This window comes from Arenimonas malthae CC-JY-1, assembly GCF_000747075.1.
Classification (GTDB): domain Bacteria; phylum Pseudomonadota; class Gammaproteobacteria; order Xanthomonadales; family Xanthomonadaceae; genus Arenimonas; species Arenimonas malthae.
In genome coordinates this window covers 1-15035 of the sequence record NZ_AVCH01000209.1, presented here as the reverse complement: position 1 = coordinate 15035, position 15035 = coordinate 1, and the positions used below count along the sequence as shown (strand labels likewise).

Below are 15035 nucleotides of genomic sequence, written 5' to 3'. Positions count from 1 at the left end.
CTACCCCGGCTGGCGCGACGCCCGCGACGACGCCCGCCCCGGCACCGGCCACGCCGGCACCCGCCGTGCCTGCCGTGCCTGCCGTGCCTGCCGCCGTCAGCGCCAAGGGCTGGCGCTGGCCGGCCCAGGGCCAGCTCATCGGTCGTTTCGTCGCCGGCGACCCCAAGCGCCAGGGCATCGATATCGCCGGCAATGCCGGCCAGCCGGTGCTGGCCGCCGCCGATGGCGTGGTGGTGTATTCGGGCGCGGGCCTGGTGGGCTATGGCGAGCTGATCATCGTCAAGCACAGCGACGAGTGGCTGTCGGCCTACGCGCACAACCGCCGCCGCCTGGTGGGCGAGGGTGCGCAGGTGAAGGCCGGCCAGCAGATCGCCGAACTGGGGCGCACCGGCACCAGCCGCGACATGCTGCACTTCGAAGTGCGCCGCAACGGCAAACCCGTGGACCCCTTGCAGGTCCTGCCGCCGCCCTGAACCGGGGTTTCAACCCGGCAGCAGGAACGCCCCGACCACCGTGCGCCCCTCGGTCGCGAGCACGTTGAACGTGCGCGCGGCGGCGGCGTTGTCCATGACCTCCATGCCGACGCCGCGCGTGAGCATCGCCGCCATCACGGCCGCGCTGGGGAAACGCTGGCGCGGCCCCGTGCCCAGCAGCACCACGGACGGCTGCAGCGCCAGCACGGCCTCCATGTCCTCCGGCAGCAGGTCGGCCGCCGACGCGGGGCGCCAGCCTTCGACCAGGCGATTGGGCGCAAGCAGGAAACTGCGTTCCAGCAACTGCTGGTTCACCAGCACGCCGGTGGCGCTGGCGCCGCGCAGGACATAGGTGAAGTCCGGGTTTTCCTGCGACAGCTGCACGGCGGCGGCTCAGCCCTTGGGCAGCACGATCAGCGGCTTGTCCTGGCTGCGCCGGTAGAGCACGCCGATGTTGCCGATGCGGGTGACCAGCGCCGCGTCCGCGCGCTGGCACAGCTCGGCCAGCCACTCGTCGCGCAGCTCGCGGTCGCCCGCGGCGACCTTCACCTTGATCAGTTCGTGGTGCCCGAGGGCGATGCCGGCCTCGGCCACCAGGTTGTCGGTGATGCCCTTGGCGCCGACCAGCAGCACCGGCTTGAGGTCGTGGGCAAGGCCGCGCAGGTAGCGCTTCTGGGGGTTGGAAAGGGCGGCGGCCATGACGTTCCGGACGGGGCGAAAAGGGGCACTAGGGTATCATGGCCCCCGATTCCCCCACCCCGGTCCCACGCGCCCCATGGCCCGCAGCCGCAGCAGCCACCGCTGGCTCAAGGAACACTTCGACGACCCCTTCGTGAAGAAGGCCCAGGCCGAGGGCATGCGTTCGCGCGCGGCGTACAAGCTCGAGGAGCTGATCGAGCGCGACCGGCTGCTCAAGCCGGGCATGGTGGTGGTGGACCTGGGCGCGGCCCCGGGCGGCTGGTCGCAGGTGGTGCGCCGCGACCTGGGCGACCGCGGCCGGGTGCTGGCCCTGGACATCCTGGACATGCCCCCCATCGCCGGGGTCGAGTTTATTCACGGCGATTTCAGAGAGGACGGACCATTGTCCCAGCTGGAATCCCTGCTTGGCGGCAGCCCGGTCGACCTTGTGCTTTCCGACATGGCCCCCAATATGACTGGCGTGGACACCGTGGACCAGGCCCGGGCGATGTACCTGTCCGAACTGGCCCGCGATTTCGCGGACAAGCACCTGAAGGTCGGCGGCACCTTCCTGATCAAGCTGTTCCAGGGCGAGGGCTTCGATGCCTACGTCAAGGACCTCAGGACGCGCTACGACAAGCTGGTGATCCGCAAGCCCGCGGCGTCGCGACGCCGCTCGAACGAAGTCTATGCGCTGGCCACCGGCAAGCGCCGAGGAACGAACTGATGAACGACCTGGCTAAAAACCTCCTGCTCTGGCTGGTCATCGCCGTGGTGCTGATGGCGGTGTTCAACAGCTTCTCGACGCCGGGGGCCGCCAGCGCCGAGCTCACCTACAACCAGTTCATCGAAGAGGTGAAGTCGGGCCGCGTGTCCGAGGTGACCATCGCCGACAACGGCCTGGCCATCACCGGCACCCGCAAGGACGGCAGCCGCTTCACCACGTCCAACCCGCGCGACAACCGCCTGGTGGACACGCTGTTCGAAAACGACGTCAACACCATCCAGGAGCAGCCGGCCGAACGTTCGATGATGCTCTCGCTGCTGTTCAACCTGCTGCCGGTGGCGCTGATCATCGGCTTCTGGTTCTTCATGATGCGGCAGATGCAGCAGGGTGGCGGCAAGGGCGCCATGAGTTTCGGCAAGTCCCGCGCCAAGCTGCAGGGCGAGAACGACATCAAGGTCACCCTGGCCGACGTCGCCGGCTGCGACGAAGCCAAGGAAGAAGTGGGCGAGCTGGTCGAGTTCCTGCGCGACCCGGGCAAGTTCCAGAAGCTGGGCGGCAAGATCCCGCGCGGCGTGCTCATGGTCGGCCCGCCGGGCACCGGCAAGACCCTGCTGGCGCGCGCCATCGCCGGCGAGGCCAAGGTGCCGTTCTTCTCGATCTCCGGCTCCGATTTCGTCGAGATGTTCGTCGGCGTCGGCGCCAGCCGCGTGCGCGACATGTTCGAGACCGCCAAGAAGCACGCGCCCTGCATCATCTTCATCGACGAGATCGACGCCGTCGGCCGCCATCGCGGCGCCGGCCTGGGCGGCGGCCATGACGAGCGCGAGCAGACCCTGAACCAGCTGCTGGTCGAGATGGACGGCTTCGAAGGGGGCGAGGGCGTGATCGTCATCGCCGCCACCAACCGCCCCGACGTGCTCGACCCGGCGCTGCTGCGCCCGGGCCGCTTCGACCGCCAGGTCACCGTGGGCCTGCCGGACGTGCGCGGCCGCGAGATGATCCTGAAGGTGCACATGCGCAAGGTGCCGCTCGACACCGACGTCGAGCCGTCCACCATCGCCCGCGGCACCCCGGGCTTCAGCGGCGCCGACCTGGCCAACCTGGTCAACGAGGCCGCCCTGTTCGCCGCCCGCGAAAACGCCAAGACCGTGCGCATGGAGCACTTCGACCGCGCCCGCGACAAGATCCTGATGGGCGCCGAGCGCCGCTCGATGGCCATGAGCGAGGACGAGAAGCGCCTCACCGCCTACCACGAGGCCGGCCACGCCATCGTCGGCCGCGTGGTGCCCGAGCACGACCCGGTCTACAAGGTCACCATCATCCCGCGCGGCCGCGCGCTGGGCGTGACCATGTACCTGCCGGAAGGCGACAAGTACAGCTTCAACCGCACCGCCATCGAATCGATGCTGTGCTCGTTGTATGGCGGCCGCGTCGCCGAGGAGCTGATCTTCGGCGCCGACAAGGTCACCACCGGCGCCAGCAACGACATCGAGCGCGCCACCAAGATGGCCCGCAACATGGCCACCAAGTGGGGCCTGTCGGACGAACTCGGCCCGATCGCCTACGGCGAGGAGGAGGACGAGGTGTTCCTGGGCCGTTCGGTCACCCAGCACAAGAACGTCTCGGACGACACCGCCCGCAAGATCGACGAGGTCGTGCGCGGCATCCTCGACCGCGCCTACGGCCGCACCAAGCAGATCCTCACCGACAACCTCGACAAGCTGCACGTCATGGCCGAGGCCCTGCTGACCTACGAGACCATCGATGCGCAGCAGATCGACGCCATCATGGAAGGCCGCCGCCCGGGCCCGCCGGCCGACTGGGCCAAGTCCGGCCGGATCTCCAAGGACGACCCGGGCCCGGCCGCGCCGCTCGGCGGCCCGATGCCGCAGACCTGAGGGTCCGGCGCCCGCTATCCGCCCACCGGCTATCCTGTAGGAGCGGCTTCAGCCGCGAAGCTCTTCGCGAGAAGCTTCGCGGCCGAAGCCGCTCCTACAGTGCTTGAGGGGTTCAAAAAATGTTCGACCTGGTTCCCCAGCTTGACTGCGCCGGCCGCGTGCTGCGGCTCGACGTGCCGCGCGTGATGGGCATCGTCAACGTCACGCCCGATTCCTTCTCCGACGGCGGCGCGCACGACACCACCGAGGCCGCCGTGGCCCACGGCCTGGCCCTGGCCGCCGAAGGCGCCGACCTGCTCGACGTGGGCGGCGAATCCACCCGCCCCGGCGCCGGCGAGGTCCCGGTGGAAGAGGAGCTGCGCCGCGTCATCCCGGTGATCGAACGGCTGGCGCGCGAAACTTCGCTGCCGATCTCGGTGGACACCTCCAAGCCCGAAGTGATGCGCGCCGCGGTCGCCGCCGGCGCCGGCCTGATCAACGACGTGTACGCGCTGCGCCGCGAGGGCGCGCTCGACGCCGCCGCCGCCGCGCGCGTGCCGGTGGTGCTGATGCACATGCAGGGCGAGCCGCGCTCGATGCAGGACGCGCCGGCCTACGACGACCTGGTGGGTGAAGTGCACCGCTTCCTGGCCGAACGCATCTTCGCCTGCGAAATGGCTGGCATCCCGAAAAGATCCATCGTGCTCGACCCGGGTTACGGCTTCGGAAAGACCACGGCGCACAACCTGCTGCTGCTGCGCCAGCAGTCGCGCCTGCTCGACCTGGGGCTGCCGCTGCTGGCGGGCCTGTCGCGCAAGCGCAGCCTGGGCGACATCACCGGGCGCGCCACCGGAGAACGCGTGTTCGCCTCGGTGGCGGCGGCCGTGCTGGCGGCGGAGCAGGGCGCGCGCATCCTGCGCGTGCACGACGTGGCGCCCACCGTGGACGCGCTCAAGGTGTGGGCTGCCTACGCGGCGCAGCCGGCGCCTAAGTCGACGCCGGCCAAGCCGGCGATCCGCTGGCCGGACGACGAATAATTCCCGCAGCCTGGTCAAGGAATGACCAATCGGGTTGACACCCGCGCCCCGCCTGCCTGGTGGCGATCCATCCACAGGAGTTCTCCCAGGCTTGTCCACAGGCACTGTGGATCACGCGCGCGGGCTGGTCATTCCTTGACCAAACCCGCTGCAGGCCGCGCCAGGCAAGGCGCGCAGCGCTTCGCCCACAGGCTTGTCCCGACGGCTATCCACAGGCCCTGTGGATTCACGCCGGGACGGAGTCGCGCGCTGCGTGGAAGGCACGCACGCGCGGGTCCACCACCCGCCGCCACAGCTGCGGCACCAGCGCCAGCACGAACATCGCCGCGTAGCCGCCGGGCAGCTGCGGGCTGTCGGCACGGTGGCGCAGGATGGCGTAGCGGCGCTTGGGGAAGGCGTGGTGGTCGGAGTGGCGCTGCAGCTGGAAGAGCAGCAGGTTCGACAGCGCGTAGTCCGAGTTCCAGCTGTGCAGGTGGGTGGTGCGCTCGTAGCGGCCGTCGGCGCCGCGGCGGCGCTCGAGGCCGTAGTGCTCGATGTAGTTGATGATCTCCAGCGAGCCCGCCGCGAACAGGCCCTGCAGCAGGAAGAACGCCAGGCCCGCCGGGCCGAGCCAGGCCGTCATCGCGGCGGCCATGGCCAGCCAGGCCGCCGTCCAGCCGACCATCTCGTTGCGCCAGTGCAGCGCGGGCAGGCCAAGCCCACGCAGGCGCGCGGCCTCCAGCCGCCAGGCGTTGAGCGTGTTGCGCCACAGCGCCCGCGGCAGGAAATGCCACAGCGACTGCCCGAAGCGCGCGCTCGAGGCATCCTCCGGCGTGGACACGTGCACGTGGTGCCCGCGCACGTGTTCGACCTTGAAGCCGTGGTAGCCCACGCTGGCCAGCAGCAGCCCGCCCACCGCCGGTTCCAGCCGGCCGTCCTTGTGGATGAGCTCGTGCGCCGTGTTGATGGCCAGGATGCCGCCCACCACGCCCTGCGACAGCAGCCAGCCGGCCAGGCCGGCGGGCCCGAAGCCGGCGTTCGCGAACCAGTGCGCCGACCAGGCCAGCACGGCCAGCTGCACCGGCAGGCAGGCCAGGGTGAGCGCCCTGAACCAGGGGCGCAGCGCCACCTCGCGTTCGCGTTCCGGCGGCACGTTGACCGGGTCGTGGCCCAGCGCGTAGTCGGCCGCCGGCAGCAACACGAACAGGAAGAACAGCGGGAACCAGGCCATCAGGTCCGGCCGGCCGCTGGCCGTGCCCAGCCAGGCGGCGGCGGGCATCAGGGCCGGCACGATGAAGACGATGAGGAAGGCGAGGGCTTTGCCCGGCGACATGGTCGCGATGCTCCCGGTGGCCTGGCCGCCAGCATACGCCGCGGGCGATGGCCCGCAAGCGCGCGGCCGGCCCGGCGATGGCGTTAAGCTAGCCACCGCCCCAGCCAACCGACGAGTCGCCATGGACCTGACGTCCCCGCTGCACATCACCTTCGCCATCTACATCCTGGGCATGGTCGGCATCGGTTTCGCGGCCTGGTACTACACCCGCAGCTTCGACGACTACATCCTCGGCGGCCGCTCGCTGGGAAGTTTCGTCACCGCGCTCTCGGCCGGTGCCTCGGACATGAGCGGCTGGCTGCTGCTGGGCCTGCCCGGCGCGCTGTTCGCCAGCGGCATCTCGGAGGCCTGGATCGCGGTGGGCCTGGTGATCGGCGCCTGGGCCAACTGGCGCTACGTGGCGGCGCCGCTGCGCCTTTACACCGAACGCAGCCAGAACGCGCTGACCCTGCCGGACTATTTCACCCACCGCTTCGAGGACCGCGCCAAGGTGCTGCGCATCGTTTCGGCGGCGATCATCCTGGTGTTCTTCGCGGTGTACTGCGCCTCGGGCATCGTCGCCGGCGCGCGCCTGTTCGAGTCGGTGTTCGACGTGCCCTACGCGCAGGCCATGTGGTACGGCGCGGCCGCCACCATCCTCTACACCTTCCTCGGCGGCTTCCTGGCCGTGAGCTGGACCGACACCGTGCAGGCCAGCCTGATGATCTTCGCGCTGGTGCTCACGCCCATCTTCGTCATCATCGGCACCGGCGGCCCGGCCGAAAGCCTGGCGCTGGTGGAGCAGGTGAACCCGGCCAACCTCGACTTCTTCAAGGGCGCCACGTTGGTGGGCGTGGTTTCGCTGCTGGCCTGGGGCCTGGGCTACGTGGGCCAGCCGCACATCCTGGCGCGCTTCATGGCCGCCGAATCGGTGCGCACCATCCCGGCCGCGCGCCGCATCGCCATGACCTGGATGGTGCTGTGCCTGGCCGGCGCGATGGCGGTGGGCTTCTTCGGCATCGCCTGGTTCCAGGCGCACCCGGACAAGGCCGCCGCGGTCACGGCCAACCCCGAGCGCGTGTTCATCGAGCTCTCGACGCTGCTGTTCAACCCCTGGATCGCCGGCATCCTGCTCTCGGCCATCCTGGCGGCGGTGATGAGCACGCTGAGCTGCCAGCTGCTGGTGTGCTCGAGCGCGATCACCGAGGACTTCTACAAGGGTTTCCTGCGCCCGGGTGCGGGCCAGGCCGAGCTGGTCTGGGTCGGCCGCCTGGCCGTGCTGGGCGTGGCCCTGCTGGCCATCTGGCTGGCCGCCGACCCCGACAGCCGCGTGCTGGGCCTGGTCAGCTACGCCTGGGCCGGCTTCGGCGCCGCCTTCGGCCCGGTGGTGGTGCTGTCGCTGTTCTGGAAGCGCATGACCCGAAACGGCGCGCTGGCCGGCATGCTGGTCGGCGCGGCCACCGTGATCGGCTGGAAGCAGCTGGGTACCGGCCTGTACGAAATGGTGCCGGGCGTGGCCTTCGCCGCGCTGGCCATCGTGGTGGTCAGCCGCCTGGGCCGGCCGCCGTCGCCGGCCATGGAAGGGATGTTCGACTCGGTGCAGGGCGAACTGCGCCGCAGCGGCGTCTGAGCCCATGCGGGATACCCGCCCGCCGGCCATCGCCCTGATGGGCCCGACGGCCTCGGGCAAGACCGCGCTGGCCGTGGACTGGGCCCAGCGCCTGGGCACCGAGGTCATCAGCGTGGATTCGGCCCTGGTCTACCGCGGCCTCGACATCGGGGCCGCCAAGCCCGACGCCGCCACCCGCGCCCTGGCGCCGCACCACCTGGTGGACGTGCGCGACCCGCACGAGGTGTTTTCCGCGGCCGATTTCGCCCGCGAGGCGCTGCCGCCGATGTTGGCCCTGGCGGCCCGCGGCCGGGTGCCGCTGCTGGTGGGCGGCACGGGCCTGTATTTCAGCGCGTTGCTCGATGGCCTCTCGGACATGCCCGAAGCCGACCCGGCGCAGCGCGAACGGATCGCGCGCGAGGCCGGCGAGCGCGGCTGGACGGCCCTGCACGCCGAAATGGCGGCCGTGGATCCGGACGCCGGCCGGCGCATCAAACCCGCCGACACCCAGCGCATCACCCGCGCGCTGGAAGTGTTCCGGCTCACCGGCCGGCCCATCAGCGACTGGCAGCGCGCCGGCGCGCCGCGGCGCTTTCCCTTCCGCGTGCTGAAGCTGGTGCTCGCGCCGGCCGACCGCGCGGTGCTGCACGAGCGCATCGCCCGGCGCTTCGACCAGATGCTGGCCGAAGGCTTCCTGGACGAGGTGCGCCGCCTGCGCGCCGACCCGCGCCTGCACCCGGACCTGCCCTCGATGCGGGCCGTCGGCTACCGCCAGGCCTGGGCGCACCTTGAAGGCCGCACGGATGCCTCCACCTTCAGGGAGGAAGCCATCGCCGCGACGCGGCAGCTGGCCAAGCGGCAGCTGACCTGGCTGCGCGCGCGGCTGGATGCCCGCTGGTTCGACCCGGCCACCGACCGGGACGGGCTGGAGCAGGCGCTGGCGCTGTTCCTTGCCCGACCGCCCGAGGCCTAGGCTGCTAGACTGCCAGCACTCGCGACCCGGACCCTTTGGCCGCAAACCGCGCCAGCTGGCGCGCCACAATAAGAAGATGGAGTCCAACCGCATGTCCAAAGGCCAATCCCTCCAGGATCCCTTCCTGAACGCCCTGCGCCGCGAGCGCATCCCCGTCTCGATCTACCTGGTCAACGGCATCAAGCTGCAGGGCACGATCGAGAGCTTCGACCAGTTCGTCGTCCTGCTGCGCAACACCGTCAGCCAGATGGTCTACAAGCACGCCATCTCCACCGTCGTGCCGGCGCGCAACGTGCGCGTGGGGCCGGGCGGTGGCCAGGTCGCGTCCGCCGGTGGCGACGACGAGGACGAGGCGGGCCAGGACGATTGAGCGTCCGGGTGACTGATGTTTGAGCGCGCCCGCAAGGGCGAACGCGCCCTGCTGGTCCAGCCGCACCCGCCCGGCCAGCAGGATCCGTCCCGCCTCGAGGAATTCACCGAGCTGGCCCGTTCGGCCGGCGCCACCGTGGTCGGCACCGTGCCCGCCCGCGTCGAGCGCCCGCACCCGGCCTATTACATCGGCACCGGCAAGCTCGACGAGGTGCTGTTGGCCTGCGAAGCCACCCAGGCCGACCTGGTGCTGGTGAACGAACTGCTCACGCCCGGCCAGGAGCGCAACCTCGAGCGCGCGCTCAAGCGCCGCGTCGTCGACCGCACCGGCCTGATCCTGGACATCTTCGCCCAGCGCGCCGCCAGCCACGAAGGCAAGCTGCAGGTGGAACTGGCCCAGCTCAAGCACTGGGCCACCCGCCTGGTGCGGGGCTGGACCCACCTCGAGCGCCAGCGCGGCGGCGCCATCGGCCTGCGCGGCCCGGGCGAGACCCAGCTCGAGCTCGACAAGCGCATGCTGCAGAAGAAGCTCGAATCGCTGCAGGCGCGCCTGGACAAGGTGCAGGTGCAGCGCACCCAGATGCGCCGCGCGCGCATGCGCAACGACATCCCGCGCGTGGCGCTGGTGGGCTACACCAACGCCGGCAAGTCCACGCTGTTCAACACGCTCACCGGGTCGGGCGTGTACGCCGACGACCGCCTGTTCGCCACGCTCGACCCCACCACGCGCCGCATCGAGGGCGTGGCGCCGCTGGTGCTCTCCGACACCGTGGGCTTCGTGCGCGACCTGCCGCACGAGCTGGTGGCGGCCTTCCGCTCCACGCTGTCCGAAGCGCGCGACGCCGACCTGCTGCTGCACGTGGTGGATGCCGCCGACGAACTGCGCGACGAACGCATCGGCCAGGTGGACGCGGTGCTGGCCGAGATCGGCGCCGGCGACATCCCGCAGGTGCTGGTGTTCAACAAGATCGACCGCATCGACGGCGCCGCGCCGCGGCGCGACCCGCCCGTGGAAGGGCGCGAGCGCGTCTGGCTGTCGGCGAAGACGGGCGAAGGCCTGGGCCTGCTGCGCGAGCTGCTCACCGACCGTTTCCTCGACCGCCGCCTGCACGCCACCCTGCACCTCGAGCCCGGCGAGGGCCGCCTGCGCGCCCGCCTGCACGAAGCCGGCGCCGTGAAGGCCGAGTCAACGGACGCGTCCGGCTGGCGCCTTGACCTGGACTTGCCGCGCGCCGTGGCAGCAAGGCTGGCGGCCGAACCCGGCGGCCACCCGCTGTCCGCGCTCTTGCTTGTGACCCCCGACGCCCCTACCTACAATCCTGACACTGACTGACGCGCGATTCCCCGGCCCTGGCCCCCGCCAGCCCGCCGGCCCCGGAAGCGCGCCACGGAGCACCACATGGCCTGGAACCAGCCTGGCAAAGGCAACCAAGATCCCTGGAAAGGCAAGGACCCCGGCAACGAGGTCGAAGCCTTCCTGAACCGCCTCAAGGGCATGTTCGGCGGCGGCAGCGGCGGCGGTGGCCGCGGTTCCTCGTCGCAGGGCGGCTTCAATCCGCTGCCCTGGGTGGTCGGCCTGGTCGGCATCTGGCTGGTGTTCAACAGCTTCAAGCTGATGGACGAGCGCCAGCGCGGCGTCGTGCTGCGCTTCGGCGAGTACAACCGCGTCATGACCCCGGGCCCGAACTTCAAGTGGCCCTGGCCGGTCGAGACCGTGTACGTGGTGCCCGCCACCGAAGTGGTGGAAATCACCGACCAGGTGCGCGTGCTCACCAAGGACGAGAACCTGATCGACATCAAGTTCAACGCCCAGTTCAGCCGCACCGACCCGCGCCTCTTCCTGTTCGGCTCGGTCAATCCGGAGCAGACGCTGAAGGATTCGGCCGAGAGCGCCGTGCGCGAAGTGGTGGGCCGCAGCAACATGGACACCGTGCTGTTCGATCGCGCCGAGCTGGTGATCGCCGCCAAGGACCGCCTGCAGGAGTCGCTGAACTTCTACCAGACCGGCCTCACGGTGGTGAACTTCAACCTGCAGGACGCGCGCCCGCCGGAAGAAGTGAAGCAGGCCTTCGACGACGCCATCAGCGCCCGCGAGGACAAGAACCGCATCGAGAACGAAGCCCGCGCCTACGCCAGCAAGGTGGTGCCGGAGGCGCGAGGCGTCGCCGCGCGCATGCGCACCGAGGCCGAGGGTTACCGCGCCGCGGCCATCGCCCGCGCCGAGGGTGACGCCGAGCGCTTCAGCCTGCTTGCCGCCGAGTACCGCAAGGCGCCCGAGGTCACGCGCAAGCGCCTGTACCTGGAGACCATGCAGCAGGTGCTGTCCGCCAACCCGAAGGTGATGGCGGGCGACGACAACAACATCCTGTACCTGCCGCTGGGCGGCACCGCGGGCGCCGGCCAGCGTGCCACCGTGCCGGCCGAGGCGCCGGTGATCCGGATGCCGGCCACCCAGGCCACGCCCGAGGAAGACGCCACGCCGCGCCCCGAACGCCGCCAGGGAGGCCGCTGACATGACCCGTGGATTCACGCTCGCCGTTTTCATCGCCGTCGCCGCGCTGCTCGCGGCCATGGGGTCGGTGTTCATCGTCAACGAGGGCCAGACGGCCATCGTGCTCAACCTGGGCAAGGTGGCCCGTGCCGACCTCAAGCCCGGCCTGCACTTCAAGTGGCCGCTGGTGGAGGACGTGCGCAAGTTCGACCAGCGCATCCTGTCGCTCGACGACGCCCCGGAGCGCTACCTGACCGCGGAGAAGAAGGACGTCAGCGTCGACTTCTTCGTCAAGTGGCGCATCAAGGACGTGGCCACCTACTACCGCGCCGCCAGCGGCGGCAGCGAGGAGGCCGCGCGCCAGCGCCTGACGCCCATCGTCAAGAACGCGCTGCGCAACGAAATCAACCAGCGCACGCTGCAGGAAGTGGTGTCGGCGGGTCGCGCCGAACTCTCCGGCAGCTTCCTGGCGGTGGTCAACGCCGGCGCCAGTTCGCTGGGCGTGGAAGTGGTGGACGTGCGCATCAAGCGCATCAACCTGCCGGAGGACAGCACCATCCTCGACACCGTGTACGGCCGCATGCGCACCGAACGCACCCAGGTGGCCAACCAGCTGCGCGCCGAGGGCGTGGAGCAGAGCGAAACCATCCGCTCGGAAGCCGACCGCCAGCGCCAGGTGACCATCGCCGAGGCCGAGCGCGACGCCCAGAAGCTGCGGGGCGAGGGCGACGCCCGCGCCGCCGAGATCGCCGCCGCGGCCTACGGCCAGGACCCGGAGTTCTACGCCTTCTACCGCAGCCTCGAGGCCTACCGTAACTCGATGGCCGACGGCCAGACCGTGCTGGTGCTGGACCCGGATTCGGAGTTCCTGCGCTACTTCGGCAGCGACAAGCGCTGACCGCCATGACCGACCTGTCGGCGGCGCTGTGCCTGGTGCTGGTGCTGGAGGGGCTGCTGCTGTTCGCGGCCCCGGGCGCCTGGAAGCGGGCCGTGGCCCAGCTGCTGGCCCTGGGCGAGCAGCCGCTGCGCGTCGCCGGGGCGGTGATGGTGGGGCTGGGCCTGCTGGCCCTGCAGTTCGTCCGCGGCTAGCCCCCGGGCCGGCGGGGTAGCCCCGGCCGGCCAAAACCGGGATAATTTCCCAAAGCCGGGGCGACCTCCGGCTTTTTCCATGTCTGGGCCCCCGTCTGCGGCCCGACCGCGTCGCCCCGCCGCCATCCTTTTATTCCGGAGTTCAGGGTCATGGGTCAGTCGGTAGTGGTGCTGGGCGCCCAGTGGGGCGACGAGGGCAAGGGCAAGATCGTTGACCTCCTCACCGAGGAAATCGGCGCCGTCGTGCGCTTCCAGGGCGGCCACAACGCCGGCCACACCCTGGTGATCAACGGCAAGAAGACCGTGCTGCACCTGATCCCCTCGGGCATCCTGCGCGAAGGCGCGCTGTGCCTGATCGGCAACGGCGTGGTGCTCAGCCCGGCCGCGCTGCAGAAGGAGATCGGCGAGCTCGAGGCCAACGGCGTGGAAGTGCGTTCGCGCCTGAAGATCAGCCCGGCGACCCCGCTGATCATGCCGTACCACATCGCCCTGGACCAGGCGCGCGAGAAGGCCGCCGGCGGCAAGGCCATCGGCACCACCGGCCGCGGCATCGGTCCGGCCTACGAGGACAAGGTCGCCCGCCGCGGCGTGCGCGTGGCCGACCTGGCCTACCCGCAGGAGCTGGCCGAGAAGCTGCGCGGCACCCTGGACTACCACAACTTCGTGCTGACCAAGTACCTCGGCGTCGAGGCGGTGGACTTCCAGCAGACCCTCGACGAGGCGCTGGCCTTCGGCGAGTACGTCGACCCGATGAAGGCCGACGTCGCCGGCATCCTGCACGAGCTGCGCAAGCAGGGTAAGCGCGTGATGTTCGAGGGCGCGCAGGGTTCGCTGCTCGACATCGACCACGGCACCTACCCGTACGTGACCTCGTCGAACACCACGGTCGGTGGCGCGCTGGCCGGCACCGGCGTCGGCGCCGACGCGATCGACTACGTGCTGGGCATCGCCAAGGCCTACGCCACCCGCGTCGGCGGCGGCCCGTTCCCGACCGAGCTCAACGACGAGGTCGGCCAGGGCATCCGCGACCGCGGCCAGGAATACGGCGCCACCACCGGCCGCCCGCGCCGCTGCGGCTGGATGGACATCGTCGCGCTCAAGCGCGCCGTGGCCATCAACGGCATCACCGGCCTGTGCATCACCAAGCTCGACATCCTCGACGGGATGGAGAAGCTGAAGATCTGCATCGCCTACGAGTACCGCGGCAAGCGCACCGAATACGCGCCGCTGGACGCCGCCGGCTGGGAAGAGTGCACCCCGGTGTACCTGGAGTTCCCGGGCTGGCAGGAGTCCACCGCCGGCATCACCGACTGGGACAAGCTGCCGGCCGCCGCCCGCGCCTACCTGCGCGCGCTGGAGGAACTGGCGGGCTGCCCGCTGGCCATCGTGTCGACCGGCCCGGGCCGCGAATCGACCATCGTGCTGCAGGATCCCTTCGCCTGAGCCGTCGCGCCGGCCTCCGGGCCGGCGCCTTTCCGCAGGGCCGGCCTCAGTTGGCCGGCTGCGAGTCCACCGATTCTTCGTTGCGCACGCCGCGCGAGAGGTTGCGGATCTCGTCCGAGCTGCGGCGGCGCTGCGCCGCCGTGGTGCACACCCGCTTGCGCATCGAACTGCCGATCTGTTCCTGGCGCACGCAGGTGACGCGGCTGTCGGCGTAGGCGCGGTCGAGCAGGTCGTTGAGCTTTTCCTGCTCGCTGCCGACCCAGGCCTGGCGCTCCGCCGGCAGCTCGGCCAGCGCGCCCTGTTCCGGCAGCGCGCCCTCGAGCGCGTCCAGGCGCTCGGCCAGGGCCGTGCGATCGGTGCGCTTGAACTCGGCATAGGCCTCGGTGCGGATCGCCGCCTCGATGCGGGCGCGCTGTTCGGCCAGTTCGGCGCGGGTGGCGCCGGCGTCGAGCTGCAAGCGCGGCTGCTCCTCCTGCTTGGCGGCGGCGGGCAGGGCGAGGGCGAGGCTGGCGAACAGCAGGGCGGCGCGGATTCGGGGCATGCAGGGCATTCCGTTGCGGGAAACCCCGATACTAGCCGCGGCGCCGGAAATGAAAAGCCCCGCCGAAGCGGGGCTTTTCGAAGATGGTGCCCAGGAGAGGACTCGAACCTCCACGGTTTTACCCGCTAGTACCTGAAACTAGTGCGTCTACCAATTCCGCCACCTGGGCAGGTGTCTCGCCGCAGTGCGACAAGAGCCGCGTAATTTAAAGGTCGGGCCGCGCCTTGTCAATGCCGGGCCGCGCCGGTTCGCGCCGCGGCGCGGGGCGGTACAGGCCCCCGGGTGTACCATGCCCGGATATGACAAAACCCCCGAAGAAAAAAGCCAGTACCGGCAAGCTGCCGCCCTGGATGCCCGAGAGCGCGCAGGCCGCGCATGCCCCCAAATCCAAGCCCGCCAAGGGCCCCAAGGCGCCCCGCGCGGCAAAGCCGGCCGGC

General features: G+C 70.5%; 16 protein-coding genes and 1 tRNA gene. 12 read left to right on the top strand and 5 right to left on the bottom strand.

Annotated features, from left to right (window positions below; genetic code table 11):
* Positions 1 to 473 (top strand): peptidoglycan DD-metalloendopeptidase family protein (locus tag N790_RS14145; RefSeq protein WP_156970103.1); only part of this gene is annotated, 473 nt, incomplete at its 5' end.
* A 9-nt stretch (positions 474 to 482) separates the two neighbouring features.
* Here N790_RS14145 and N790_RS14140 read toward each other — a convergent pair.
* Positions 483 to 857 carry an Mth938-like domain-containing protein gene (locus N790_RS14140; protein ID WP_043805292.1) on the bottom strand — a complete coding sequence of 125 codons (375 nt, stop codon included), beginning with the start codon at positions 855 to 857 and terminating at the stop codon, positions 483 to 485.
* A 9-nt stretch (positions 858 to 866) separates the two neighbouring features.
* On the bottom strand, positions 867 to 1172 hold the full coding sequence (yhbY, locus tag N790_RS14135; RefSeq protein WP_043805291.1) for a ribosome assembly RNA-binding protein YhbY: 306 nt from the start codon (positions 1170 to 1172) through the stop codon (positions 867 to 869).
* Between the two features lie 76 nt (positions 1173 to 1248).
* On the opposite strand from yhbY, the gene rlmE reads away from it, so the two are divergent.
* From rlmE to folP, 3 genes are all read left to right on the top strand, one after another.
* The gene (gene rlmE / locus N790_RS14130) at positions 1249 to 1878 is read left to right on the top strand and encodes a 23S rRNA (uridine(2552)-2'-O)-methyltransferase RlmE (protein ID WP_043805290.1); all 630 of its coding nucleotides are present in this window, start codon (positions 1249 to 1251) and stop codon (positions 1876 to 1878) included.
* Complete coding sequence (gene ftsH, locus N790_RS14125; protein WP_043805289.1) at positions 1878 to 3776, top strand: ATP-dependent zinc metalloprotease FtsH; 1899 nt, start codon at positions 1878 to 1880, stop codon at positions 3774 to 3776. The genes rlmE and ftsH overlap by 1 nt, the downstream gene beginning before the upstream one ends.
* 119 nt (positions 3777 to 3895) lie before the next feature.
* Positions 3896 to 4792, top strand: a complete 897-nt coding sequence (folP, locus tag N790_RS14120) for a dihydropteroate synthase (RefSeq protein WP_043805288.1) — start codon at positions 3896 to 3898, stop codon at positions 4790 to 4792.
* A gap of 226 nt (positions 4793 to 5018) precedes the next feature.
* On the opposite strand, the gene N790_RS14115 is transcribed toward folP, so the two are convergent.
* A complete protein-coding gene (locus N790_RS14115; protein ID WP_043805287.1) occupies positions 5019 to 6104 on the bottom strand; it encodes an alkane 1-monooxygenase in 1086 nt (361 codons plus the stop codon).
* Between the two features lie 121 nt (positions 6105 to 6225).
* Between N790_RS14115 and putP the strand changes: the two genes are divergently transcribed.
* The 8 genes from putP to N790_RS14075 all read left to right on the top strand — a co-directional run bounded on the left by putP (position 6226) and on the right by N790_RS14075 (position 14057).
* Positions 6226 to 7713 carry a sodium/proline symporter PutP gene (gene putP / locus N790_RS14110; protein WP_043805286.1) on the top strand — a complete coding sequence of 496 codons (1488 nt, stop codon included), beginning with the start codon at positions 6226 to 6228 and terminating at the stop codon, positions 7711 to 7713.
* Between the two features lie 4 nt (positions 7714 to 7717).
* A complete protein-coding gene (gene miaA, locus N790_RS14105; RefSeq protein WP_043805283.1) occupies positions 7718 to 8665 on the top strand; it encodes a tRNA (adenosine(37)-N6)-dimethylallyltransferase MiaA in 948 nt (315 codons plus the stop codon).
* Positions 8666 to 8756: 91 nt separating this feature from the next.
* Positions 8757 to 9035 (top strand): RNA chaperone Hfq, encoded by a 279-nt coding sequence (gene hfq, locus N790_RS14100; RefSeq protein ID WP_043805295.1) that lies wholly within the window; start codon positions 8757 to 8759, stop codon positions 9033 to 9035.
* Positions 9036 to 9050: 15 nt separating this feature from the next.
* Entirely contained in the window at positions 9051 to 10367 is a 1317-nt protein-coding gene (gene hflX / locus N790_RS14095) for a ribosome rescue GTPase HflX (protein WP_043805281.1), read from the top strand.
* A 66-nt stretch (positions 10368 to 10433) separates the two neighbouring features.
* Positions 10434 to 11546: an FtsH protease activity modulator HflK gene (gene hflK / locus N790_RS14090; protein WP_043805279.1), complete on the top strand. Its 1113-nt coding sequence runs from the start codon at positions 10434 to 10436 to the stop codon at positions 11544 to 11546.
* Between the two features lies 1 nt (position 11547).
* Positions 11548 to 12423 carry a protease modulator HflC gene (hflC, locus tag N790_RS14085; RefSeq protein ID WP_043805278.1) on the top strand — a complete coding sequence of 292 codons (876 nt, stop codon included), beginning with the start codon at positions 11548 to 11550 and terminating at the stop codon, positions 12421 to 12423.
* Between the two features lie 5 nt (positions 12424 to 12428).
* Positions 12429 to 12614 carry a DUF2065 family protein gene (locus N790_RS14080; protein WP_043805276.1) on the top strand — a complete coding sequence of 62 codons (186 nt, stop codon included), beginning with the start codon at positions 12429 to 12431 and terminating at the stop codon, positions 12612 to 12614.
* 150 nt (positions 12615 to 12764) lie between these two features.
* A complete protein-coding gene (locus N790_RS14075; protein ID WP_043805273.1) occupies positions 12765 to 14057 on the top strand; it encodes an adenylosuccinate synthase in 1293 nt (430 codons plus the stop codon).
* Positions 14058 to 14103: 46 nt separating this feature from the next.
* Here N790_RS14075 and N790_RS15405 read toward each other — a convergent pair whose 3' ends face one another.
* Both N790_RS15405 and N790_RS14065 read right to left on the bottom strand, forming a co-directional pair.
* A complete protein-coding gene (locus tag N790_RS15405) occupies positions 14104 to 14598 on the bottom strand; it encodes a hypothetical protein (RefSeq protein ID WP_052385985.1) in 495 nt (164 codons plus the stop codon).
* Between the two features lie 84 nt (positions 14599 to 14682).
* Positions 14683 to 14767 (bottom strand) — tRNA-Leu (locus N790_RS14065).
* Between the last annotated feature and the right edge of the window lie 268 nt (positions 14768 to 15035).

Bases quoted from the DNA above. Each gene is read 5' to 3' on its own strand.
- yhbY (WP_043805291.1), bottom strand. From the start codon at position 1,172: ATGGCCGCCGCCCTTTCCAACCCCCAGAAGCGCTACCTGCGCGGCCTT.
- rlmE (WP_043805290.1), top strand. From the start codon at position 1,249: ATGGCCCGCAGCCGCAGCAGCCACCGCTGGCTCAAGGAACACTTCGAC.
- ftsH (WP_043805289.1), top strand. From the start codon at position 1,878: ATGAACGACCTGGCTAAAAACCTCCTGCTCTGGCTGGTCATCGCCGTG.
- folP (WP_043805288.1), top strand. From the start codon at position 3,896: ATGTTCGACCTGGTTCCCCAGCTTGACTGCGCCGGCCGCGTGCTGCGG.
- N790_RS14115 (WP_043805287.1), bottom strand. From the start codon at position 6,104: ATGTCGCCGGGCAAAGCCCTCGCCTTCCTCATCGTCTTCATCGTGCCG.
- putP (WP_043805286.1), top strand. From the start codon at position 6,226: ATGGACCTGACGTCCCCGCTGCACATCACCTTCGCCATCTACATCCTG.
- miaA (WP_043805283.1), top strand. From the start codon at position 7,718: ATGCGGGATACCCGCCCGCCGGCCATCGCCCTGATGGGCCCGACGGCC.
- hfq (WP_043805295.1), top strand. From the start codon at position 8,757: ATGTCCAAAGGCCAATCCCTCCAGGATCCCTTCCTGAACGCCCTGCGC.
- hflX (WP_043805281.1), top strand. From the start codon at position 9,051: ATGTTTGAGCGCGCCCGCAAGGGCGAACGCGCCCTGCTGGTCCAGCCG.
- hflK (WP_043805279.1), top strand. From the start codon at position 10,434: ATGGCCTGGAACCAGCCTGGCAAAGGCAACCAAGATCCCTGGAAAGGC.
- hflC (WP_043805278.1), top strand. From the start codon at position 11,548: ATGACCCGTGGATTCACGCTCGCCGTTTTCATCGCCGTCGCCGCGCTG.
- N790_RS14080 (WP_043805276.1), top strand. From the start codon at position 12,429: ATGACCGACCTGTCGGCGGCGCTGTGCCTGGTGCTGGTGCTGGAGGGG.
- N790_RS14075 (WP_043805273.1), top strand. From the start codon at position 12,765: ATGGGTCAGTCGGTAGTGGTGCTGGGCGCCCAGTGGGGCGACGAGGGC.
- N790_RS15405 (WP_052385985.1), bottom strand. From the start codon at position 14,598: ATGCCCCGAATCCGCGCCGCCCTGCTGTTCGCCAGCCTCGCCCTCGCC.